General features: G+C 63.7%; 24 protein-coding genes. 10 read left to right on the forward strand and 14 right to left on the reverse strand.

What is annotated here, in order from left to right; genetic code table 11:
• Positions 1-24 precede the first annotated feature (24 nt).
• From ABQJ48_RS29420 to ABQJ48_RS29435, 4 genes are all read left to right on the forward strand, one after another.
• Positions 25-1,272: a metal-dependent hydrolase family protein gene (locus ABQJ48_RS29420; RefSeq protein WP_367841495.1), complete on the forward strand. Its 1,248-nt coding sequence runs from the start codon at positions 25-27 to the stop codon at positions 1,270-1,272.
• Positions 1,273-1,346: 74 nt separating this feature from the next.
• On the forward strand, positions 1,347-2,267 hold the full coding sequence (locus ABQJ48_RS29425) for a LysR substrate-binding domain-containing protein (RefSeq protein ID WP_367841473.1): 921 nt from the start codon (positions 1,347-1,349) through the stop codon (positions 2,265-2,267).
• 127 nt (positions 2,268-2,394) lie between these two features.
• A complete protein-coding gene (locus tag ABQJ48_RS29430; protein ID WP_367841474.1) occupies positions 2,395-3,459 on the forward strand; it encodes an ABC transporter substrate-binding protein in 1,065 nt (354 codons plus the stop codon).
• A gap of 34 nt (positions 3,460-3,493) precedes the next feature.
• Positions 3,494-4,468: a glycosylasparaginase gene (locus ABQJ48_RS29435; protein ID WP_367841475.1), complete on the forward strand. Its 975-nt coding sequence runs from the start codon at positions 3,494-3,496 to the stop codon at positions 4,466-4,468.
• A 176-nt stretch (positions 4,469-4,644) separates the two neighbouring features.
• On the opposite strand, the gene ABQJ48_RS29440 is transcribed toward ABQJ48_RS29435, so the two are convergent.
• The 3 genes from ABQJ48_RS29440 to pdxR all read right to left on the reverse strand — a co-directional run bounded on the left by ABQJ48_RS29440 (position 4,645) and on the right by pdxR (position 7,052).
• The gene (locus tag ABQJ48_RS29440; protein WP_367841476.1) at positions 4,645-5,100 is read right to left on the reverse strand and encodes a carboxymuconolactone decarboxylase family protein; all 456 of its coding nucleotides are present in this window, start codon (positions 5,098-5,100) and stop codon (positions 4,645-4,647) included.
• A 25-nt stretch (positions 5,101-5,125) separates the two neighbouring features.
• Positions 5,126-5,542 carry a cupin domain-containing protein gene (locus ABQJ48_RS29445; RefSeq protein WP_367841477.1) on the reverse strand — a complete coding sequence of 139 codons (417 nt, stop codon included), beginning with the start codon at positions 5,540-5,542 and terminating at the stop codon, positions 5,126-5,128.
• Positions 5,543-5,639: 97 nt separating this feature from the next.
• The gene (gene pdxR, locus ABQJ48_RS29450; RefSeq protein WP_367841496.1) at positions 5,640-7,052 is read right to left on the reverse strand and encodes a MocR-like pyridoxine biosynthesis transcription factor PdxR; all 1,413 of its coding nucleotides are present in this window, start codon (positions 7,050-7,052) and stop codon (positions 5,640-5,642) included.
• Positions 7,053-7,334: 282 nt separating this feature from the next.
• Between pdxR and ABQJ48_RS29455 the strand changes: the two genes are divergently transcribed.
• Positions 7,335-8,024 (forward strand): HD domain-containing protein, encoded by a 690-nt coding sequence (locus tag ABQJ48_RS29455; RefSeq protein WP_367841478.1) that lies wholly within the window; start codon positions 7,335-7,337, stop codon positions 8,022-8,024.
• Positions 8,025-8,277: 253 nt separating this feature from the next.
• Here the strand turns inward: ABQJ48_RS29455 and ABQJ48_RS29460 are convergent, their stop codons facing one another.
• The 11 genes from ABQJ48_RS29460 to upp form a co-directional block, all read right to left on the reverse strand.
• The gene (locus ABQJ48_RS29460) at positions 8,278-8,460 is read right to left on the reverse strand and encodes a hypothetical protein (protein ID WP_367841479.1); all 183 of its coding nucleotides are present in this window, start codon (positions 8,458-8,460) and stop codon (positions 8,278-8,280) included.
• Positions 8,461-8,498: 38 nt separating this feature from the next.
• A complete protein-coding gene (locus ABQJ48_RS29465; protein ID WP_367841480.1) occupies positions 8,499-8,741 on the reverse strand; it encodes a hypothetical protein in 243 nt (80 codons plus the stop codon).
• Positions 8,742-9,056: 315 nt separating this feature from the next.
• Complete coding sequence (gene rng, locus ABQJ48_RS29470; protein ID WP_367841481.1) at positions 9,057-10,526, reverse strand: ribonuclease G; 1,470 nt, start codon at positions 10,524-10,526, stop codon at positions 9,057-9,059.
• A 9-nt stretch (positions 10,527-10,535) separates the two neighbouring features.
• Positions 10,536-11,165, reverse strand: a complete 630-nt coding sequence (locus tag ABQJ48_RS29475) for a Maf family protein (protein ID WP_367841497.1) — start codon at positions 11,163-11,165, stop codon at positions 10,536-10,538.
• A gap of 276 nt (positions 11,166-11,441) precedes the next feature.
• Positions 11,442-11,912, reverse strand: a complete 471-nt coding sequence (gene rlmH, locus ABQJ48_RS29480; protein ID WP_367841482.1) for a 23S rRNA (pseudouridine(1915)-N(3))-methyltransferase RlmH — start codon at positions 11,910-11,912, stop codon at positions 11,442-11,444.
• 57 nt (positions 11,913-11,969) lie between these two features.
• Entirely contained in the window at positions 11,970-12,425 is a 456-nt protein-coding gene (gene rsfS / locus ABQJ48_RS29485; RefSeq protein WP_367841483.1) for a ribosome silencing factor, read from the reverse strand.
• 4 nt (positions 12,426-12,429) lie between these two features.
• Positions 12,430-13,161, reverse strand: coding sequence for a nicotinate-nucleotide adenylyltransferase (locus ABQJ48_RS29490; protein ID WP_367841499.1), 732 nt, complete (start codon positions 13,159-13,161; stop codon positions 12,430-12,432).
• A gap of 46 nt (positions 13,162-13,207) precedes the next feature.
• Positions 13,208-14,131 (reverse strand): oxygen-dependent coproporphyrinogen oxidase, encoded by a 924-nt coding sequence (gene hemF, locus ABQJ48_RS29495; RefSeq protein WP_367841484.1) that lies wholly within the window; start codon positions 14,129-14,131, stop codon positions 13,208-13,210.
• Between the two features lie 233 nt (positions 14,132-14,364).
• Complete coding sequence (purD, locus tag ABQJ48_RS29500; protein ID WP_367841485.1) at positions 14,365-15,660, reverse strand: phosphoribosylamine--glycine ligase; 1,296 nt, start codon at positions 15,658-15,660, stop codon at positions 14,365-14,367.
• A 290-nt stretch (positions 15,661-15,950) separates the two neighbouring features.
• The gene (locus ABQJ48_RS29505; RefSeq protein WP_367841486.1) at positions 15,951-16,679 is read right to left on the reverse strand and encodes a YebC/PmpR family DNA-binding transcriptional regulator; all 729 of its coding nucleotides are present in this window, start codon (positions 16,677-16,679) and stop codon (positions 15,951-15,953) included.
• A gap of 594 nt (positions 16,680-17,273) precedes the next feature.
• Positions 17,274-17,924, reverse strand: a complete 651-nt coding sequence (gene upp, locus ABQJ48_RS29510; protein WP_367841487.1) for a uracil phosphoribosyltransferase — start codon at positions 17,922-17,924, stop codon at positions 17,274-17,276.
• Between the two features lie 239 nt (positions 17,925-18,163).
• Here upp and ABQJ48_RS29515 point away from each other — a divergent pair, with 239 nt between their 5' ends.
• The 5 genes from ABQJ48_RS29515 to kdpF all read left to right on the forward strand — a co-directional run bounded on the left by ABQJ48_RS29515 (position 18,164) and on the right by kdpF (position 20,932).
• Entirely contained in the window at positions 18,164-18,943 is a 780-nt protein-coding gene (locus ABQJ48_RS29515) for an SDR family oxidoreductase (protein ID WP_367841488.1), read from the forward strand.
• A 116-nt stretch (positions 18,944-19,059) separates the two neighbouring features.
• A complete protein-coding gene (locus ABQJ48_RS29520; protein ID WP_367841489.1) occupies positions 19,060-19,449 on the forward strand; it encodes a methylglyoxal synthase in 390 nt (129 codons plus the stop codon).
• Positions 19,450-19,518: 69 nt separating this feature from the next.
• The gene (locus ABQJ48_RS29525; RefSeq protein ID WP_367841490.1) at positions 19,519-20,493 is read left to right on the forward strand and encodes a quinone oxidoreductase family protein; all 975 of its coding nucleotides are present in this window, start codon (positions 19,519-19,521) and stop codon (positions 20,491-20,493) included.
• Positions 20,494-20,729: 236 nt separating this feature from the next.
• The gene (locus ABQJ48_RS29530) at positions 20,730-20,843 is read left to right on the forward strand and encodes a potassium ABC transporter ATPase (protein WP_367841491.1); all 114 of its coding nucleotides are present in this window, start codon (positions 20,730-20,732) and stop codon (positions 20,841-20,843) included.
• Positions 20,840-20,932, forward strand: a complete 93-nt coding sequence (gene kdpF, locus ABQJ48_RS29535; protein WP_367840657.1) for a K(+)-transporting ATPase subunit F — start codon at positions 20,840-20,842, stop codon at positions 20,930-20,932. Before ABQJ48_RS29530 ends, kdpF begins: the two co-directional genes overlap by 4 nt.
• The last annotated feature ends 150 nt before the right edge of the window (positions 20,933-21,082 follow it).

Below are 21,082 nucleotides of genomic sequence, written 5' to 3' on the forward strand. Positions count from 1 at the left end.
GCCCTTGAACCGGGAGGAGACATGATGGAGTCGATTCTGTTCTCGCACTGCGCGCTGCTGGATCCGGTGGCCGGCGAGTTGCGTGAAGACCACGCGGTGCTGGTCGAAAACGGACGCATCAAGGAGGTCTCGGATCGGCCGATCCGCAGTGCGTCCGCGCGCGAAATCGATGTGCGCGGCAAGACGCTGATGCCCGGCCTGATCGATCTGCACGTGCACGTGCACGCGACGCAGCTCAATCTCGCGGCCCAGGTGAATCTGCCGAACGTGCTGGTCACATTGAAGTCGTTGCCGCTGCTGCAAGGCATGCTCAGACGCGGCTTCACGACGGTGCGCGACGCGGGCGGCGCGGGCTTCGCGCTCAAACAGGCCCTCGAAGAGGGGCTGGCCGTGGGTCCGCGGCTCTTCGTATCGGGCCGCGCGATCAGCCAGACCGGCGGCCACGGCGACATGCGTGGCCGCAGCGACTACATCGGCACCGATAGCCCATGCTCGTGCTGCGCGCGAGTCGGTGCCGTCTCGCGTGTCGCCGACGGCGTCGATGCGGTGCGTCGCGCGGTGCGCGAAGAGCTGCAGATGGGCGCCGACCAGATCAAGATCATGGCCTCGGGCGGCGTCGCCTCGCCCACCGATCCGGTCGGCGCCTGGGGTTATTCGGAGGAGGAGATCAGAGCGATCGTCCACGAGGCGCGGGCACGTGGCACCTATGTGCTCGCGCATGCGTACACGGCCGAAGCGATCACGCGCGCGGTACGCTGCGGAGTCCGTACGATCGAGCACGGCAATCTCGTCGACGAAGCGGCCGCGCGTGTGATGGCCGAAGCGGGCGCGTTCGCGGTGCCGACACTCGTCACCTACGACGCGCTCGCGAACGAAGGCGAAGCACTCGGGCTGCCCGCGGACAGCGTCGCGAAGATCGAGACCGTGCGCGAGGCGGCCCTGCGTTCGCTCGAAATCTTCCGCGCGGCCGGCGTGCCGATGGGCTTCGGCAGCGATCTGCTCGGCGCATCGCAGCGCCTGCAAAGCGATGAATTCCGCTTGCGCCGCCAGGTGCTGTCGCCCATCGAGATTCTGCGCAGCGCGACCGTGGTCGGTGCGCAGGTGCTCGGCCAGGCCGGACAGCTCGGGCAGATCACGGCAGGCGCGCACGCCGACATGCTCGTCGTCGACGGCAATCCGCTTGCGTCGCTCGACTGTCTGCTGGGGCAGGGCGAGCGCATTCCGGTCGTGATGAAGGGCGGTAAAATTCATGCCTTCGATCTGCCGGCGTGACGCGCGCAGCGCTCCCGTCCGAGTGGGGTTAGCCGCGCGCGGCGCTGGCGACCCTTGCAATCCGGAGAGAACGGATGGACTTTCGGCACATCGACGCATTCAGGGCGCTGATGCTCACACGCACGACGACCCGCGCCGCGCAGGTCATCGGCACTTCGCAGTCGGGCATCAGCCGGCTGATTACCGACCTGGAGCGCTCGATCAACCTGACGCTGTTCGATCGCAGCCGTGGACGGCTCGAACCGACCGTCGAAGCGTTGGCATTGTTCGAGGAAGTCGAGCGGCGCTATGCCGGTCTGAACAACATCCGCGAATTCGCGCTGAGCTTGCGCAATCCGTCGACCGCGGTGATTCGCGTGGGCTCGGTCGTGTCATTCGGGCTCGGCTACTTCGCGCGCGTCGTGGCGAACTTCCATCGCCGGCATCCGGCCGTGCAGATCGCGTTGACGACCGGGGCGTCGGCGCTGATTCGCGATCAGGTGGTGTCGCGTCAACTTGCGCTCGGTCTGGTCACGAATACGGTCGACGTGACCGGCACGGATTCGACCGCGTTCGCGCAGCTCGATGCGATCTGCGCGTTGCCCGCCGGTCATCCGCTTGGCAAGCGCAAGGTCATCAGGGTGGCCGATCTGCAGAATCAGCCGATCGTCTCGTACGATCTGCCCGACCTCGTGCGCTGGGGCATGGATCAGGTGTTCGCGACCGGGCAGTTGCAATCGCAGGTGGTGGCGACCGCGCCCTACTCGGTCAACATCGCGACGATGGTCAAGGAGGGCTTGGGCATCGGTTTGCTGCATCCGGTGTCGGCCTACGACTTCCTCGACTCCAATCTGATTCTGCGCCGCTTCGAGCATGCGATGCCTTTCTATACGCTGAAGATCACCCCGCACGGCGCGCCGCCGGCTGCGCAGCTCGACGAACTGTCGAAGGTGATGGAGGAGACGCTCGAAGAAGTGCTGACGGCCGTGAATGCGCGATTGACGCGCGCGCACTGACGTATGACCGCCTCAAAGCGGCAGCGGCGTTCCCCAACTAGCCAATGAAATACAGAGCGGGACTCCGAGGCCTGACGCTGTCTTTTGCGGCTTCTTTTCGAAAACGCATTCATCCTGGAGCGAGTGTATGAATCACATCAACCACCCACGCCGCCGTTTCCTTCGATCCACGGGGACGCTCGTCGCCGCGTCCGCGCTAGGTCCATTCGCGCTTAAGGCCAACGCGGCCGGGGCGTGTTCCGGTCAGATCGTGGTCGGCACGTGGGGCGGCGACTATCAGCGTCTGCTGCAACAGAACATCGATTCGCTCGTGATGCCGGCCGGCGATGCCGTCACTTATGCCGTAGGCAGTGCGCTCGCGCGGCAGACGACGATGCGCGCCGAAGCGCACGGCCGGCGCAGCACGATGGATATCGCGCTGCTGCGCGATAACGACATGTTTCAGATGTACTCCGAAGGCACCACCGCTAAGCTCGACGACGCGCTGCTGCCCAACCTGGCCCATGTGATTCCGCAGTTCCGCCGCAGCTACGCGGTGCCACATATTTTCAGCGCGCTCGTGCTCGTCTACGATACGGACCGGGTGCGCACGCGTCCCGACGGTCTTGCCGCACTCCTGGACCCTCAATTCAAGGGCAAAATCGGATTGGTCGATGATCAGTACGACTATTTAACGCTTGCGGGTGCGCTCGCATCCGGTGGACAGGCGAGTGACCTTGCGCTCGGGCAGAAGTATTTGCGCGCGCTGCGCGAGACATCCCCGCGCGTGTATCCCTCGGTCGATGCGCTGGCGTCGGCGCTCAAGAGCGGCGAGATCGTCGTGACGGTCACGTGGAAGGCGCGTACGCTGCAGTGGAAAAAAGCGGGCCTCGCGGTCGATTACGTGTTTCCAAAGGAAGGCGCGTTGCCTGCCACGTTCGAGGCCGCCGTCACCGCGGCCAGCAAATCGTCCGCGTGCGCGTTCCCGTATCTGAACGCCATGCTCGATGCGCGTTCCCAGCGTGCGTTCGCCGAATCGATGGGCTACGCGCCGACGATCACCAATGCGAACCTGCCGCCGTCGTTGCAACAGGCGGTGGGATTCTCGGGCAAGGAGCTCGAGCGGATCGTGCCGGTCGACTTCGCGATGTTGATGAAACACAAGACGGAAATGCTCGACTTCTGGAACAAGGATTTCCGCACCGGGCTGTAACGGTCCGCCTTTTTTGCCTGTAAAACCTGAACACATGATCATTCTGACCAACAACGAAGGTAAATCTGGTATCGGCATGACCTCGGAGCTGCTGCGAAATGGCCGTGCCGGGCTCGACGCGGTCGAGGCTGGAATCCGGCTCGTCGAAGATGACGAGGAGGTGCGCACCGTGGGGCGGGGCGGCTGGCCGAATCTGCTCGGCGAGGTCGAGCTCGATGCGTCGGTGATGGATGGCTCGACGCTGCGTACGGGAGCGGTGGGCGGTCTGAAGGGCTTCAGGCATCCGGTGAGCGTCGCGCGTGCCGTGATGGAGCGGCTGCCGCATGAGTTGCTGATCGGCGAGGGCGCCGCGCGCTTCGCGGCCGAAACCGGCGCGCAGCGATGCGAGCTGCTCGCCGAACATTCGCGCAAAGCCTACGCGCGCTGGTTCGACAGCGAAGTCAGCGCGGCCGACAAGGCGGCGTGGCCGAACGTGCCGCTCGAGCGCTATTGCCACGACGCGATCGATCCGGAGATCGGCAAGGACACGACTGTTTTTCTTGCACTCGACAGCGCGCGCAATGTGGTGACCGGCACGAGCACATCGGGATGGGGCTGGAAATATCCGGGCCGTCTGGGCGATAGCCCTGTGATCGGCGCCGGCTCCTATGCCGATAGCCGCTATGGAGCCTGCGCATGCACCGGCGCGGGCGAGATGACGATCCGCGCCGGCACGGCGCGCGCGGTGGTCCTCTACATGAAAATGGGGATGAGCGTCGAGCGCGCGGTCAGCGAAGCCGTCGACGATATGCGCGCGCTCAAAGGCGGCTTGATCAGCCGCGTCACGATCCATGCGATCGATGCGCTAGGCAATCATCGCGTGGTGGCGGTCAATGGCTTGCCGGGCAATCATTATTGGGTGTGGACGCCCGGCATGGCACAGCCGCAACGCCGTGCTTGCGAGCTGATCCAGATTTCGGAGGGCGAGCCGCAAAGCAAGAGGAGTGCGATGCAGGTTTATACCGCCTGAAAATCTGGCTGCGTCACATGATTAACCGCGTTATGCATTGCCAAAGCGGAGCAGTGCCATCGTTGCAGGAGCCGTAGGTGCGAATTTCTATTTCAGGTTCTGATGATCTCGGGCGCTTGATTACGACGTACCTGCATCTCATCATGACGCGCTCGAAGATACGAGCCCGCACGTTGTCACTGCTCCATAACAGCCTGCGGCGTATTGCGGAAGCTGATCGCCATACGGTTGTACGTGTTCATCAAGCTGATTGCGATGGTGAGATCCACGAGTTCCCGTTCATCGAACACGGCGCGTGCCGCCTGATAGGCCTCGTCGGGGACGCCGGTCTGAGCAACCAGCGTGACGGATTCAGCCCACGCGAGCGCGGCACGCTCACGTTCGTCGAACAGATTGCCTGCTTCCTCCCATGCCTGTACCAGCGCTAGCTTTTCGACTTTCACGCCTTTGTTCAGCAGGTCGCGTGTATGCATGTCGAGACAGTAGGCGCAGTTGTTGATTTGCGAGACGCGAAGGTAAGCCAGATCGACGAGAACAGGCGAAAGACTGCTCTGCATGATGTAGCCATAGACGCCGCCGAGGGCTTTGACGCCCGCGGGTGCAATCTGGTTATAGTCGAGACGCTTGCTCATGGGGTGACTCCTTGATGCACTTGATCTACTTGATCGGGGTGGTGAGAACCTTGTCGTCGCTGTCAGCCACGAACACCGCAAGCAATTTCGCGGGCTTGGTCTGGCTCGCATTGCGGCTTATACGGTGAATGGCGCCGGGCTCCTCGAAAAAACTTTGGCCGGCATGATAAATGATCTTCGGCCCGTCATTGACTTGCGACTCGATGTCGCCCGACAGGACATACGCGTAGATGAAAGCGGACTTTGCATGGGTGTGTGCCGGCGATGCCCCGCCGGGAGCATAGTCGACGACCACGGCAGTCAACGATTTACCGGGAATATTGGGAATAGCGTGCTGGAAATTCAGCGCGACCGTTTCACTTGTGCCATGCGCAGCGGCAGTCATGGCAGTGCTAATCGCAATACCCGCACATGCAGCACCAACAATAGATCGAATGTTCATAAAACGCGGCTCCTTGATGTCTGCGCATTGTGCTTCCAGACGGGCGCGCGAGAAAGCACCATGAATGGAGATTTTCGATGCACCAAGAAGCCGTGTGTCAGTTCGGCTCGCGAACCAGTTCCAGCAGTCGGTGACAGTCCGCGGACAAGGTGCCTTCATTCACATTGGTCACACCGAGCAACAATCCCTGTTGCTTGCAAGGGTGCACGTACCAAGGTGAGAGCGGGGCGGGGGCCAGGCCATATCGCCGGGCTCGCGAAGCAATGTCGACATCCGGTGCAGACCCGGCTATTGCGGTCACGACGGCCATGCCGCCGGTCGCTTGCACCTTGATGGAGTCCGAGGCGAGCTCTTTCAGACAGCGAACCAGGGCCTCGCGTCGAGCCGCATAAAGCGCCTTCATCCGGCGCAGGTGGCGAAGATAGTGCCCGTCCCGCATGAATTCGGTTACGGCAAGCTGCGTGCACGCCCCTGGCGCGGGCGCCAGGCACGCCGAGATGTCCCCAAAATGACGCGCCATTTCTAGCGGGACGACCAGAAAGCCGAGGCGCAGCGCCGGGCTGATCGTCTTGCTGAAGCTGCCGATGTGCAGGACCCGTCCGTGTTGGTCGAGCGATGCAAGCGCTGGCGCTGCCCGCCCTTTCAGTTGCAGTTCGCTCAGGTAGTCGTCCTCGATGATCCAGGCGTCGTTTCGTCGCGCCCAGGCGAGCAGTGCAATCCGCCGCGCAAGCGCCATCGTCATACCGAGCGGTGCCTGCTGGCCGGGTGTCACGACCGCGAGGGCCGCCCCACCGGCCTGGCGGATGCCCTCGTCGACATCGAGGCCATCCGCGTCGACCGGAATGGCTTTCACGCTCATGCCAGCCAGGGCGAGCGCGGTACGCGTCAGCGGAAAGCCGGGGTCCTCCATCCAGGCTTCCATCCCTTCGACGCGCAGGCCGCGAATCGCGAGGTTCAGAGCGCCGGAGAAACCCGCGGTGACGAAAACCTGAGAGGGATTGCATCGAAGGCCGCGTGCGACGCCGAGATACGCGGCAATTTCCCTGCGCAAGTCCGGTTCGCCGCGCGGATCGGGGTATCCCACTGGTGCCGCCGCCGCTCGCCGGGCCGAGCGCGCCTGGATGCGCGACCATAGCTTGTACGGAAAGGCGTCTTGAGACGGCACGCCCATTTGAAACGCCGCGGGGGCGGCGCCGAATTCATCGAATAGATCGGGAAGGGGCGGGGCTTCAGGCGAGCAGCTGGGTGTTGCAGCGAGAGGAGGCCGCTGCGCCACGCGAGTGCCCGCCGCCCCCAATCCGATTGCGAATTGCTCGTCGATCAGTCGCTCGTAGGCCGCACGGACTGTGCCTCGGGAGACGCCCAGTTGGGCGGCCAGATCCGACCACGAAGGCAGCCGCGCACCGGAGGCGAGCTGCCCCGCCTCGATCGCGCTGCGCACAGCGGAGTAGATCTGCGCGGACAGCGACGTCCGTCTGGAAGGATCGAGGCTAATAGGGAGAGTCGCCATGTCGCCAATGGTACATTCAAAATTGTCGATCTTGGGGCTTCTTGATGGCCCGAGCAAAGCGTATCTTTCCCGGGTGACAGGTGGTGCAGAATCAGCTTTACGAAACGTGGGGCTGCGTGCCGGAGGGTTCAGAATCGAACGAGCGGTCAGGATAGACAGACTGGAAAGGCCGGCTTTCGCCTATGAAGTGTCCACAGAGCTGCGGCTATGCGGATAGTAAAGGCTCCGCTTCGGACCTCCACCGTCTACTGGCCCTCCACCGTCTACTGGCTGTGTAACCAGATGAAGGGAGATAAAATTGTGCGAACGAACGGAATATCCAGCGTCGTGATTCCTGACAGCCAATTGGCGCGTGAGGTCACGCAGCTCATTCGCGATACCGAAAGCGAACTGCTGTTCAATCATTCAGTCCGCGTGTATCTGTGGGGCGCCCTGCTCGGAAAGCAGAAGAAGTTGAACTTCGACCCCGAGATGCTTTATGTGGCAGCCATGTTCCACGATATCGGGCTGACGCCGACATATCGCGAGAGCCAGCTCCGCTTCGAGGTGGACGGCGCGAATGCCGCGCGCGATTTTTTACGAAGCCATCGCATTGCCCAGGAAGATATAGACAAGGTTTGGGCCGCGGTCGCGCTCCATACGACCCCGGGTATTCCGGAACATATGCACGGAGAAATCGCACTCGTGCAAGCCGGGGCCGGAATGGACGTGGCGGGACGTGGCTTCGAGCAGTTCACGGACGAACAACGCTCGGCGGTGGTCAATGCATATCCCCGCGGCGCCGATTTTGCCGCCAGCATGATCGATGCTTTCTATGACGGTATGAAGCATCGACCCGGCAGTACATTCGGCACCTTTAACGACGATTTCCTCGCCTACAAAGATCCGGGGTTCGAACGGGTGAATCTGTGCAGCATCATCCTGAACTCGAATTGGGAGCAGCAAGGTACTCGCTCGACGCCGGATTGTTGAAAGCTTGAAGTTTCGTTGTTGCCTTGGCAGCCCGGAAAGGAGGCGCCACCGTGCGGAATCTCCGCGTCAACGCGCGCTTTATCAGCCTTTTAAGAGTTTCCCGTAGCCGTCGGTTAGCATGATCGTCATCAATGTTTCTGCGTTGGTCGCGTTTTCATCGTGTTCCTCCGTTAGTGGAGACGGCCTGTGCAGATTGCTCTGTGCAGGCCTTCCGGGCGGTTTTGTTCGGTACTGTCGTTAAGGGATGGTGGGCCTATCGGTATTCGTCGATCTCGATGGTGCCGCCCATCGCCGCCATCATCGTACGAATATCGTCGGGGATATCGGGAACTCGATCGCCGGTCTCGTTCATCCAGTAGCACCAAAGTGCTACCTTCGCCCCTTGCGCCGTCGCGAGTTCGCGTAAATCGGCACGCGGCAGACCAAGACGTGTCATAAGGTATTTCAGGTGCGGGCTTAGACCGTGTTTTTGTCTTATCCGAGCATCTTGGCAGCGTAGCGCGGGCTGTCTGTCGTCGCCGCCAGTTCTTCCGCGTCGCCATACGGCATATCGGACTGATACTCGAACGGCTGCGCAGGCTGCTCGAGCGCGGCATCCTTTGCCCATACATCGGCGTATGCGCGTTGGGAGAACTTCTTGCCTTCTTCGACCGCCTGTTTCTGCTCGGGAGTAAGAAAGATGTGCCCGCTCCCGTAGGCATCCTTGCTGTACATCATTCACCGTTGCAACGAATTTGTTTTCAGTTCAGTGCCGCCCATCGCCGGTTCCTGTCGCTTATGACGGCGTAAACCTGGCAGATCGAAAAGGGCAGTTGAGTTGTTTACGAGGCAAGTCAGTTATGCTTAGTAGTTGAAAATAAACGAAAAGCCGACTATCGTGGGTCGGCTTTCTATTGCTGCCCTTCTAGCTACCAGGCAGAGGCGCGCTTCCATTGCGCGGCGATTAATAGCGATGAACTTAATTTGCGCGAAAACGCCCGTCAGTAAAAGCTTTTGGCGGTCTCGAGTGAACGTAAATAACCGTCAATCAAATTACATCAAAACAATGTCGTACTGCTCCTGACTCAAATTCGACTCAACCTGCAACGACACCGGCTTGCCAATAAAATCCATCAGCATCGCCAGATGCTGCGACTCTTCCTCGAGGAACAGATCGATCACCTGCTGCGACGCCACCACACGAAACTCGCGCGGATTGAACTGCCGCGACTCGCGCATGATCTCGCGCAGCACGTCGTAGCACACCGTGCGCGGCGTCTTCACTTGGCCCTTTCCCTGGCAAACCGGGCAAGGCTCGCACAGCACATGCGCCAACGACTCGCGTGTACGCTTGCGCGTCATCTCCACCAGCCCGAGTTGCGAGAATCCGTTCACGGTGACGCGCGTGCGATCGCGCGATAACGCCTTCTTCAATTCGCCGAGCACCTGGTCCCGATGCTCGGCGTTTTCCATATCGATGAAGTCGATGATGATCACGCCGCCGAGATTGCGCAGCCGCAATTGGCGGGCGATCGTATGCGCGGCTTCGAGGTTGGTCTTGAAGATCGTGTCGTCGAAGTTGCGTGCGCCGACATACCCGCCGGTGTTCACGTCGATGGTAGTCATCGCCTCGGTCTGGTCGATCACCAGATAGCCGCCCGACTTCAGATCGACCCGCCGCGACAATGCACGTTGAATCTCGGCTTCAATGTTGTACAGATCGAATAACGGCCGCTCGCCGGTGTAGTGATGCAGTTTCGACGACACCGCGGGCGTGAACTCCGCCGCGAACTCGGCAAGCATCTGATACGTCTCGCGCGAGTCGACCTGAATGCGCGACGTTTCGTCATTGACGAAATCGCGCAGCACCCTTTGCGCGAGATTCAGATCCTGGTACAGCAGGCTGGTGGGCGGCATGCGCTGGCCTTGCGACAGAATCGTCGCCCACGTCTTGCGCAGATACGCGACGTCGCCGGCGAGCTCTTCGCTGGTCGCATCTTCGGCGATCGTGCGCACGATGTAGCCGCCTTTTTCATCGGCCGGCAGCACAGCGGTCAGACGCGCGCGCACCGCTTCGCGCTCGGCTTCGCTCTCGATCTTCTGCGAGATGCCGATATGCGGTTCCTGCGGCAGATACACGAGTGTGCGCCCGGCAATGCTGACTTGCGTGGACAGCCGTGCGCCCTTGGTGCCGATCGGGTCTTTGACGACCTGCACCATCAGCGACTGACCTTCGAAGACGATCTTCTCGATCGGCTGATGCGGCGTCTGATGCTGCGGCTCGCCGGCAGTGCGCGGATGCCAGATGTCGGCTACGTGCAGAAAGGCGGCGCGTTCGAGACCGATGTCGATGAAGGCGGATTGCATGCCCGGCAACACGCGTACGACCTTGCCGAGATAGACATTGCCGACGCGCCCGCGCGACAGCGTTCGTTCGACGTGAAGTTCCTGGACGGCGCCCTGCTGGACGAGTGCGACGCGCGTTTCCTGCGGCGTGACATTGATCAGGATTTCTTCATTCATGACGTTATTTTAGAAGTCGATGCGCGCTGCACGCAGGAGGGCAGCGGTTTCAAAAAGCGGCAAACCCATGATACCTGAATAGGACCCGTCGATATGTTCGATGAACTCGGCGGCGCGGCCCTGCACGCCGTATGCGCCCGCCTTGCCGAGCGGCTCGCCGCTCGCCGCGTAACGACGGATCGCGTCTGCGTGCAGCGCAGCAAAGCGCACTTTCGAAACCGATAGCGCGGGGCGCAGCAACGCGCCGTCGGCGGCGATGACAGCGACGGCCGTGAGCACTTCGTGAGCGCGACCCGCGAGGCGCGCGAGCATTGCGGCCGCGTCGACGGCATCCACCGGCTTGCCGAGAATCGCGTCGTCGATCGTGACGGTTGTGTCCGCAACGAGGATCGGTCGCGCCGCAGCGCCGCCGGCCAAAAGGCGGGCACGCGCGGCGTGCGCCTTGGCGATGCACACGCGCTGCACATAGTCGTGCGCGCGTTCGCCGGGCAACTCGGCTTCGAGCGATTCGGGATCTTCGTCGGGGCGCGGGAGCAGCAGTTCGAAACGCACGCCGAGCTGTTGCAGCAGCTCCTGGCGACGTGGGCTTTGCGAAGCGAGGTAGACGAACGGATGCAGCGAGGCGGCAGGCGTGGACATGGACATGGACGGGTCTCGGTCAAGCGTATGGCAGGAAACGTGAATACGAAACGCGCGACTCGCGCGCCGAGCGGGCGTCGCCCGAATGCGTCGCTCGAATGTGTCGCTCTAATGCGTCGCGGTACGCAGGTCGATCACGCGCGTCAAAATGGAATCGATGCGAGAAGTCGACCGGTATCGGCATCGGCGGCAACATTGCAGACGAGCCGAAACGCGCGGCAACGCGCAGCGTCACGCGCGACGAGGACGCGCCGGCTGGTCAGCCGTCTCGTTTGCTCACGCCCGGTGATAAGGGTGATTTTGCGTGATGGTCCACGCGCGGTAAAGCTGTTCGGCAAGCAGCACGCGAACCATCGCATGCGGCAAGGTCAGGCTCGACACGCGCAACAGCAGGTCGGCGCGCGCTTTCAGATCGGGATCGAGCCCGTCGGCGCCGCCAATCAGAAAGGCTACGTCGCGGCCGTCCTGCTGCCAGCCGGGCAGCGCTCCGGCGAGCTGCATCGTGGTCCAGTCCTTGCCGCGTTCGTCGAGCGCGACGATGCGTGCGTTCTTCGGCAAAGCGGCTTCGATTTTCTGCCGCTCGGCAGCCATCACGCTTTCGGCCGGACGGCCGGAGGAACGCTGCTCGGGTTTGATCTCGCGCAGCTCGATGCGCAGCTCGGGCGGCATGCGCTTCGCGTATTCGTCGAAGCCCGTGGCGATCCAGTCCGGCATCTTGTGGCCGACCGCGAGAATGTGCAGTTTCATGACGAATGTGATCGCGGTTGCAGTGCGGACGTCTACGCTATGCCGGAGAAGGCCCGCTTACTTGCGGCGACCGACGGTCTTGCGCGCGGGCTTCTTCGCGGCAGGCGCTTCTTCGTCTTCTTCTTCCTCATCCGGCTCGCTCGAGCGCGCGCCGCCGAACGGGTCGGGTGTCGACAGCTTGATGCGCACCGGCTTGTCACCCCAGATTTCCTCGAGGTTGTAGTACTGGCGAAGCGCCGGCTGCAGGATGTGGACGATGGCGTCGCCGCAATCCACCAGCACCCACTCGCCGATGTCCTCGCCCTCGGTGCTGACGATATCGCCGCCGGCTTCCTTCACGCCTTCGCGCACGCTCGAGGCGAGCGCCTTGGTCTGCCGGTTCGAGGTGCCGCTCGCGACGACCACGCGATCGAACAGCGCGGTCAGGTGGCTGGTGTTGAACACTTTGATGTCTTGCGCCTTGACGTCTTCGAGAGCGTCGACGATCACGCGTTGTAGTTTGCGAATATCCATGGGGTTACCGGTGGTACAGATGATGTTGAAGAATATAGTCCCACACCGCGGTGGGGACATGGCTCGCGGCCTCGTCCTGCTGTTCGCGGCCGGTCAGGGCCAGCCGTCGGCGCACCTGCTCGCGCAGATGCGCGCGAATGTCGGTGGCCGAAACGTTGAACGCAAGCGTCGTATCGATCAGCAAGTGGCCGCAGGGGGTGGCTTGCAGAACGTCGGCGCGGGCACGGCGCGCGTCGATTTCCTGTGCGACCGCCGGCGGAATCGACGCGAGGTCGAAGCCGGGCCGGGTGGCCGCGCAAATGTGCGCGAAGTCGAACAGGCGCCGCCAGTCGCGCCATGTGTCGAGATGCACCAGTTGATCCGCGCCGATCAGCAACGCGATCGATGCGTCTTTGCCTTCGCGCGCACGCCAGCACCGCAGCGTGTCGATGGTGTAAGTGGGGCCTTCGTGATCGATTTCGTCGCTCGCGACGCGTACCGTCACGCCCGGCAGCGCGAGCGTGCTGGCGGCGGCGCGCGTCATCGCGAACCGGTGCACGGCCGGCGACACATCCGCTTTCTGCCACGGTTGACCGGCCGGCAGCAGCACCAGTTCGGTCAGCCGCAGCACGTCGGCGAAACGCCGCGCGAGCGCGAGGTGGCCGTCGTGGATCGGATCGAAGGTGCCGCCTAGCAGGCCGATCCGGCGAGGCAGGGCGGCAGGGTGGGCGTTCGGATTCAGGTGAAGGTCCTCGATCGTGGCCGGGTGGCGGGCGCGTGCGGCGGTGCGGGCGGCATGCTCGTCACACCCACTCGCGCTGGACGAGAAAATCGCTGTAAAGACGCGCTTCCGGCGTGCCCGGTTCGGGGCGCCAGTCGTAGCGCCAGTTCACCACCGGCGGCATCGACATCAGGATCGATTCGGTGCGTCCGCCGCTCTGCAGTCCAAACAGTGTGCCACGGTCGAACACCAGATTGAACTCGACGTAGCGGCCGCGCCGGTAGGCCTGGAAGTCGCGCTCGGCTTGGCCGTACGGTATGTTGCGGCGCTTTTCGATGATCGGCAGGTACGCTTTCAGGAACGCGTCGCCGACGCTCCTCACCATCGCGAACGACTGATCGAAGCCCGGCGCGGAAAAATCGTCGAAGAAAATCCCGCCGATGCCGCGCGGTTCGTTGCGGTGTTTCAGGAAAAAATATTCGTCACACCAGCGCTTGAACTCCGGGTAAAGATCCGCGCCATAAGGCTGCAGCGCATCGCGGCAGGTGCGATGAAAATGCTGCGCATCTTCCTCGTAACCGTAGTACGGCGTCAGGTCCATGCCGCCGCCGAACCAGAACACCGGTGCTTCGCCGGCCTTGGTCGCGACCAGCAGACGCACGTTCATATGCACCGTCGGGCAATGCGGATTGCGCGGGTGCAGCACCAGCGACACACCCATCGCTTCGAAGCCGCGCCCGGCCAGTTGCTCACGCGCGGCGCTCGCCGAACCGGGCAACACGTCACCCGCCACGTCCGAGAAGCCGATGCCGGCCCGCTCGAAAAACTTGCCGCCTTCGAGAATCCGCGTGCAACCGCCGCCGCGCAGCTTCTCGCCCGGCGCACGCTGCCAGGCGTCGGTGGCGAACGATGTGCCGTCGAACGCGCCAAGCGTGTCTGCGATATGCGTTTGCAGGCCTTGCAGCCAGTTGCGCACGGCTTGTGCGTCGAAGCTCGAATCGGTCATGAATGCGGATGCTGAGGGCGGCACGCTCGTGGTGCCGCGGGTTCTTCGTGAAGGACGACGGTCGCGCCGTCGTCAGGGACAGACCTGGCGGCGCGCGGCCCTACGCCGTTTCGCGTCAGGCGCCGGGCTCCCGCCCGTATCGGTGCCAGCCTGCTGCCGTGGACGCGGAAGCCCCCAGTGTAGCGCGCGCAGCGTAGCGCTCCTGGCGCCGCAACCCGGCAAGTGGGGGCTTGCTATTTGCCTTCGCTGCGGGCGTCGTGCTTGCGGTTCAACGCGCGGTAGCCGATATCGCGGCGATACTGCATGCCGTCGAACGAGATCTGATTGATCGTTCCGTACGCGACCGATTGCGCAGTGCGCACCGAATCCGCCAGGCCGACCACGCACAGTACGCGGCCGCCGGCGGTGGTCAGCTTGCCGTCGGCGAGCGTGGTGCCGGCATGGAACGTGACGGAATCCGCGGTTTCGGCGGGGATGCCGTTGATGCGGTCGCCCTTCCTCGGCGTATCCGGATAGTTGTGCGCGGCGAGCACGACGCCCAGCGCGGTGCGGCGGTCCCATTCCAGCTCGACCGTGTCCAGCGTGCCCGCAATCGCCTGCTCGACCACTTTCGAATAATCGCCCTTCAGACGCGCCATGATCGGCTGCGTTTCGGGGTCGCCCATGCGGCAGTTGAATTCGAGTGTCTTCGGGTTGCCGTGCGCGTCGATCATCAGGCCGGCGTACAGGAAGCCGGTGTAGCGAATGCCTTCCTTCTCCATGCCGCGCACGGTCGGCAGGATGATTTCGCGCATCACGCGGGCGTGCAACTGCGGCGTGACGATCGGCGCGGGCGAATACGCGCCCATGCCGCCGGTGTTCGGGCCCCGGTCGCCGTCGAGCAGACGCTTGTGGTCCTGGCTCGATGCGAGCGGCAACACATGCTTGCCGTCGACCATCACGATGAAGCTGGCTTCCTCGCCGGCGAGGAATTCCTCGATCACCACACGCGCACCGGCGTCGCCCAGCTTGTTGTCCGACAGCATCATGTCGACCGCGGCGTGCGCTTCTTCCAGCGTTTGCGCGACCACCACGCCTTTGCCGGCGGCTAGTCCATCGGCCTTGATGACGATCGGCGCACCCTTCGCGTCCAGATAGGCATGCGCGGCGTCGACGTCGGCGAACGTTTCGTATTCGGCGGTCGGGATCGCGTGGCGCTTCATGAAGGCTTTCGCGAAGTCCTTGGAGCTTTCGAGCTGGGCTGCTTCTTTCGTCGGCCCGAAAATCTTGAGGCCGCGCGAGCGGAACAGATTGACGATGCCGGCGGCGAGCGGCGCTTCGGGCCCGACCAGCGTGAAGGCGATCTGTTCCTGCTCGACGAAATCGGCTAGCGCGGCGGGCGTGGTGATGTCGATGTTGCGCAGACGCTCGTCCTGCGCGGTGCCGCCGTTACCCGGCGCGACGTAGACGAGCTGAACCCGCGGCGATTGCGCGAGCTTCCATGCGAGTGCATGTTCGCGACCGCCGGAACCGACGACGAGTAACTTCATGTGAATCCCCGAGACTTAAAAAGCGTAAACGGCCGAAACAGCAAGCTCAGCCGTGCAATAAACAGTGAGACAAGCGCCAGACTCGCGCCGGACAGGTTTCGCGCCGGCGAAGCTGGCAAGCCGAACCGCGGCCGAGCGCAGCGACGCGGACGTGGCGGCGCGCGAAGTGTGCCGAGGTGCCGACGCCCGCCTCGCGATCACGCGACGCCACACCGACGCGAGGGCGAGCCAGCGACGCGGTTGCATCCCATGCGACAGGAGCCCGCGTGCCTCGCGCTGCCCGAGCACGATCATTCGTCTGCGATCGCGGCGTTTGTATAGACTTCCTGCACGTCGTCCAGATTCTCCAGCGCGTCGAGCAGCTTCTGCATTTTCACGGCGTCCTCGCCGGTGAACTCGACTTCCGTCTGGGGCTTCATTGTCACCTCGGCCACTTCGGCCTTGAAGCCGGCGGCTTCGAGCGCCGTCTTCACCTTCGGGAAATCGTTCGGCGGGCACAGCACTTCGATGCTGCCGTCATCGTTCATGACGACGTCGTCGGCGCCGGCTTCGAGCGCGGCTTCCATCAGCTTGTCTTCCGGCGTGCCGGGCGCGAACAGGAACTGGCCGACGTGATTGAACATGAACGACACGGAGCCGTCGGTGCCCATGTTGCCGCCGTTCTTCGAGAACGCGTGCCGCACCTCTGCGACCGTGCGCGTGCGGTTGTCGGTCATCGTATCCACGATCACCGCCGCGCCGCCGATGCCGTAGCCTTCGTAGCGGATTTCTTCGTAGCTCGCGCCGTCCACGCCGCCCACGCCGCGCTGGATCGCGCGGTTGACGTTGTCTTTGGGCATGTTGGCGTCGTACGCCTTTTCGACGGCGAGCCGCAGACGCGGGTTCGAGTCGATGTCGCCGCCGCCCATGCGCGCCGCGACCTGAATCTCCTTGATGAGCCGCGTCCAGACCTTGCCGCGCTTGGCGTCGGCCGCTGCTTTCTTATGCTTGATGTTGGCCCATTTCGAATGACCCGCCATACCGTTCTCCGTCGCGCGCGCCAGCAGGGCGCACGCATAGTGCAATTGTCGTTGCGATGTCGGGCGCTTGAGTTGCGCGCCTCGATGTCAAAGCCTGGGGTGGGACGTCCGCGGCGGCTGGTCGGAACTAGCCGCCCGTGTCGACGTGCTTCAGCGCGCGCATTCCGCCCGCTTATCCAGCCCGCTTATCCAGCCCGCGTGTGCAGCCCGCGTGTGCAGCCCGCGTGTGCAGCCCGCGTGTGCAGCCCGCGTGTGCAGCCCGCTCACGCTGCGCCGAGCCCGGCGCAGCGTGACGCGGCATCGCGGTGGGGGGCGTGGCAGCAGGCGTACGGCAAACCCGGCGCCGGCTGCGCCAAGCTGCGCGTACAGGCGCGACGCGCCAGATTGCGACACCGGCATTGCACGCCAGCACGCGGACCGAGCGCTTCTGGAGCGGTTGCGAATTTTATCATGCCGCCGGGGTGCGGCAGCGAGTGAGGTGCCCGAACACTGCGCGCCAAGCGCCCTGACACGGGGCGCGGCGGCATTGCGCCTGCACCGCCGGCATGCGCCGGCATGGATTCGGGCGGTCCTCAGCGCGCTTGCAGCCCACCTTCAGTTCTTCGTGCCGAACAGCCGGTCGCCGGCGTCGCCCAGACCCGGCACGATGTACGCGTGTTCGTTCAGATGCGAATCGAGCGACGCGACGTACAGCTTCACGTCCGGATGCGCGTCGTGGAACACCTGCACGCCTTCGGGCGCAGCGACGAGCGCGAGGAACATGATGTTTTCGCCGGCCACCTTGCGGCGCTTGAGCACATCGACCGCATGCACGGCAGAGTAACCGGTCGCGACCATCGGATCGCAGAGGATGAACACGCGGTCCTCCAGGTCCGGCAGCCGCACCAGATATTCGACCGGCCGATGATCTTGCGCACGGTACACGCCGATGTGGCCCACCCGCGCCGACGGCACCAGCTCCAGCAGCCCGTCCGACATGCCGATGCCGGCGCGCAGCACCGGCACGATCGCGAGCTTCCTGCCGGCGATCACCGGCGCGTCGATTTCGACGAGCGGCGTGGTGATGCGGCGCGTGGTCATCGGCAGGTTGCGGGTGATCTCGTAGCCCATCAGCAGCGTGATTTCGCGCAGCAGTTCGCGGAACGTGCGCGTCGACGTGTCCCGGTCGCGCATGTGGGACAGCTTGTGCTGGATCAGCGGGTGATCGAGGATGAAGAGATTGGGAAAACGGCTGTCCTGGGTCATGGCGGGGGCGCGGGCGGCGCAAGAGGGATCGGTTGGGGAATCGTTCGGCGCGCCGTCCGCTGCCCGAGGCAGCGGGCCGGCGGACGCGCCACGGCGCAAGTTTACCGAAAGAGTGCCGCCCGAAGATACCGGAGATTGCAGCAGGCGGACGCAGTCCGGCACCGATTCTTCTAGAATCGGGGGAAACTTTGCAACGCGTGCGCGCCGACGCGCCACGACTACGCCACGAGGGAACAGACATGGACATGGGAATCGCAGGGCGCACCGCGCTGGTTTGCGCGGCCAGCAAGGGTTTGGGGCGCGGCTGCGCGGAAGCGCTCGCCGCCGAGGGGGTCAACCTGACAATCGTCGCGCGCACCGCCGAGACGCTCGAGGCGACGGCCGCCGAAATCCGCCGGCAAAGCGGCGTGCAAGTGACCACCGTGGCATGCGACATCACCACGCCCGCAGGCCGCGCCGCGGCGCTCGCCGCGTGTCCGCAGCCGGATATCCTGGTGAACAACGCGGGTGGCCCGCCGCCGGGCGACTTCCGCGACTTCACGCACGAGGACTGGATTCGCGCGCTCGAAAGCAACATGCTGACGCCGATCGAGCTGATCCGCGCGACCATCGACTCGATGAGCGCGCGCGGCTATGGCCGTATCGTCAACATCACGAGTTCGGCGGTGAAGGCGCCGATCGACGTGCTGGGCCTCTCCAACGGCGCGCGCTCGGGGCTGACCGGTTTCGTCGCGGGACTCGCGCGCAAAATGGCGCCGACCGGCGTGACGATCAACAACCTGCTGCCCGGCATGTTCGATACCGACCGCATTGCCGTGACGTTCGAGGCGCAGGCCAGGGCGCAAAACATTTCCGTCGACGAAGCGCGCAAGCAGCGCATGAAGACGATCCCCGCCGGCCGCTTCGGACATCGCGACGAATTTGGCCGTGCGTGCGCGTTCCTGTGCAGCGTCCACGCGGGGTACATCACCGGACAGAACTGGCTGATCGATGGCGGCGCGTATCCCGGCACGTTCTGAGCGGGCGGCAGTCGAGGCGCTCGACGCTGCGCAGGCGGCGCGCGTCCAACCGTCGCAGCGAAACGAAGCATCGGTCACAACAACGACAATCACCACGGATTCAGGAGCCTTACGTCATGACCACCCGCATTGCGCTGATCGCGCATGATCGCAAGAAGGACGACATCGTCAAACTGGCCGGCGAATACGTCGATACGCTCAGGCGCTGCCAGATCGTCGCGACTGGAACCACGGGTGGACGCATCGGCGACGCGCACGGCCTGACGGTCGAGCGGATGCTGTCCGGCCCGCACGGCGGCGACCTGCAGATCGGCGCGCAACTCGCCGAAGGGCGCGTAGACATGGTGATCTTCCTGCGCGACCCGATGACGCCGCAGCCGCACGAACCGGACATCAACGCGCTGGTGCGCGCATGCGACGTGCACAACATCCCCTGCGCGACCAACATCTCGACCGCGCGCATGGTGCTCGACGTGCTGACCTTGCGCATGAATGAGCGGGTCTGACGGCGCGCGTTTGACGGCGCGCTCGCGGCAATCTGAAAAAAAGCTAACAACACTGATCAAGGAGGCATGATGGCCAAAGCAATCCGATTCGACAAAACCGGCGGCCCGGAAGTGATGAAATGGGTCGACGTCGAGGTGGGCGAGCCCGGCCCGGGCGAGATTCGCATCCGGCAGACGGCGGTCGGGCTGAACTACATCGACGTGTATTTCCGCACCGGGCTGTATCCGCTGCCGTTGCCGGGGGGCCTGGGCATGGAAGCGGCCGGCGAGGTGAGCGCGGTCGGCCCGGGCGTCACTGACCTCAAGACGGGCGACCGGGTGGCGTACGTCGGGCGTCCGCCTGGCGCGTATGCACAGGAGCGTGTGCTGGCGGCGGCGCAGGTCGTCAAGGTGCCTGACGCGTTGAGCGACGAGCAGGCCGCTTCGGTGATGCTGCAAGGCCTCACTGCGCAATATCTGTTGCGCCGCACGTATCGGGTGAAGGCGGGCGACACCATTCTGATCCAGGCCGCGGCGGGCGGTGTCGGGCTGCTGGTGTGCCAATGGGCCAAGGCACTCGGCGCCACGGTGATCGGCACGGTCGGCTCCGATGAAAAAGCGGCGATCGCCCAGGCGCACGGCTGCGATCACGCGATCGTCTACACGCGCGAGAACTTCACGAAGCGGGTGCGCGAGATCACCAACGGCGCGGGCGTGCCGGTGGTGTATGACTCGATCGGTAAAGACACGTTTACAGGCTCGCTCGATTGCCTCGCGCCGCTCGGCCTGTTCGTGAGCTTCGGCAATGCATCGGGGCCGCTGCCGCCGATCGATTCGTCCGAGTTTGCCGGACGCGGCTCGCTGTTCTTCACGCGCCCAACGCTGTTCACGTATATGGCCAAGCGCAGCGATTACGAGGCGATGTCGGCGGAATTGTTCGACGTGCTCGTGTCGGGCAAGGTCAAGACCAGCATCAATCAGCGTTTTGCGCTGGCCGATGTCGGCGAGGCCCACGCGGCGCTCGAAGGCCGCCGCACTACGGGCTCGACGGTGTTGCTGCCGTAAGCGGATCGCAGCACCTGCCGCTTGCATGCGGCAGGTTCAACCCATGCAGTCGCAAGCGCCGCACGTGTAGCGACACGCGCGCGACATGGAGCAACAGGCAAGGCCGTTGCATCGAAAGATGCAACGGCCTTGCCTGTTTACACGATTTTGATACGCGCCACCCCACCTTTGACCCGTCCTTTACGCGCCATCGCATACGGTTGCAGTTATCCAAAGTCCGTCAATGGAGAGCAGAAATGGATGTGCTGTATGTCGGGGGAATAGTGCTATTCGCAGCGCTGACCTTTGCTTTGATTTCCGGCTGCGAGAAGCTGATCCAGTTCCGGCGTGGCCACGGAGCACGCTCATGACCTGGATCCTCTGGCTATCAGGCGCTACTACCGCGCTGCTGTTCGCTTACCTCGTCTATGCGCTGCTGCGCGCGGAGGACATCGAATGAATTCGAACAATGTCCTGCAAACGGTCATTTACGTGGTCGTGTTGCTTGCACTCGCCGTGCCGGTTTCGCGTTATCTCACGCGCGTGATGGAGGGTACCTCTCGTGTGGTCCGCTTCGGCGGTCCGCTCGAGCGCTTGCTGTATCGCATCG

The organism is Paraburkholderia suaedae (genome assembly GCF_040812055.1).
Lineage (GTDB): Bacteria > Pseudomonadota > Gammaproteobacteria > Burkholderiales > Burkholderiaceae > Paraburkholderia.

Coding starts and splice junctions, on each gene's coding strand:
- ABQJ48_RS29420 (WP_367841495.1), top strand. CDS start 25: ATGGAGTCGATTCTGTTCTCGCACTGCGCGCTGCTGGATCCGGTGGCC.
- ABQJ48_RS29425 (WP_367841473.1), top strand. CDS start 1,347: ATGGACTTTCGGCACATCGACGCATTCAGGGCGCTGATGCTCACACGC.
- ABQJ48_RS29430 (WP_367841474.1), top strand. CDS start 2,395: ATGAATCACATCAACCACCCACGCCGCCGTTTCCTTCGATCCACGGGG.
- ABQJ48_RS29435 (WP_367841475.1), top strand. CDS start 3,494: ATGATCATTCTGACCAACAACGAAGGTAAATCTGGTATCGGCATGACC.
- ABQJ48_RS29440 (WP_367841476.1), bottom strand. CDS start 5,100: ATGAGCAAGCGTCTCGACTATAACCAGATTGCACCCGCGGGCGTCAAA.
- ABQJ48_RS29445 (WP_367841477.1), bottom strand. CDS start 5,542: ATGAACATTCGATCTATTGTTGGTGCTGCATGTGCGGGTATTGCGATT.
- pdxR (WP_367841496.1), bottom strand. CDS start 7,052: ATGGCGACTCTCCCTATTAGCCTCGATCCTTCCAGACGGACGTCGCTG.
- ABQJ48_RS29455 (WP_367841478.1), top strand. CDS start 7,335: ATGAAGGGAGATAAAATTGTGCGAACGAACGGAATATCCAGCGTCGTG.
- ABQJ48_RS29460 (WP_367841479.1), bottom strand. CDS start 8,460: ATGACACGTCTTGGTCTGCCGCGTGCCGATTTACGCGAACTCGCGACG.
- ABQJ48_RS29465 (WP_367841480.1), bottom strand. CDS start 8,741: ATGATGTACAGCAAGGATGCCTACGGGAGCGGGCACATCTTTCTTACT.
- rng (WP_367841481.1), bottom strand. CDS start 10,526: ATGAATGAAGAAATCCTGATCAATGTCACGCCGCAGGAAACGCGCGTC.
- ABQJ48_RS29475 (WP_367841497.1), bottom strand. CDS start 11,165: ATGTCCACGCCTGCCGCCTCGCTGCATCCGTTCGTCTACCTCGCTTCG.
- rlmH (WP_367841482.1), bottom strand. CDS start 11,912: ATGAAACTGCACATTCTCGCGGTCGGCCACAAGATGCCGGACTGGATC.
- rsfS (WP_367841483.1), bottom strand. CDS start 12,425: ATGGATATTCGCAAACTACAACGCGTGATCGTCGACGCTCTCGAAGAC.
- hemF (WP_367841484.1), bottom strand. CDS start 14,131: ATGACCGATTCGAGCTTCGACGCACAAGCCGTGCGCAACTGGCTGCAA.
- purD (WP_367841485.1), bottom strand. CDS start 15,660: ATGAAGTTACTCGTCGTCGGTTCCGGCGGTCGCGAACATGCACTCGCA.
- ABQJ48_RS29505 (WP_367841486.1), bottom strand. CDS start 16,679: ATGGCGGGTCATTCGAAATGGGCCAACATCAAGCATAAGAAAGCAGCG.
- upp (WP_367841487.1), bottom strand. CDS start 17,924: ATGACCCAGGACAGCCGTTTTCCCAATCTCTTCATCCTCGATCACCCG.
- ABQJ48_RS29515 (WP_367841488.1), top strand. CDS start 18,164: ATGGACATGGGAATCGCAGGGCGCACCGCGCTGGTTTGCGCGGCCAGC.
- ABQJ48_RS29520 (WP_367841489.1), top strand. CDS start 19,060: ATGACCACCCGCATTGCGCTGATCGCGCATGATCGCAAGAAGGACGAC.
- ABQJ48_RS29525 (WP_367841490.1), top strand. CDS start 19,519: ATGGCCAAAGCAATCCGATTCGACAAAACCGGCGGCCCGGAAGTGATG.
- ABQJ48_RS29530 (WP_367841491.1), top strand. CDS start 20,730: ATGGATGTGCTGTATGTCGGGGGAATAGTGCTATTCGCAGCGCTGACC.
- kdpF (WP_367840657.1), top strand. CDS start 20,840: ATGACCTGGATCCTCTGGCTATCAGGCGCTACTACCGCGCTGCTGTTC.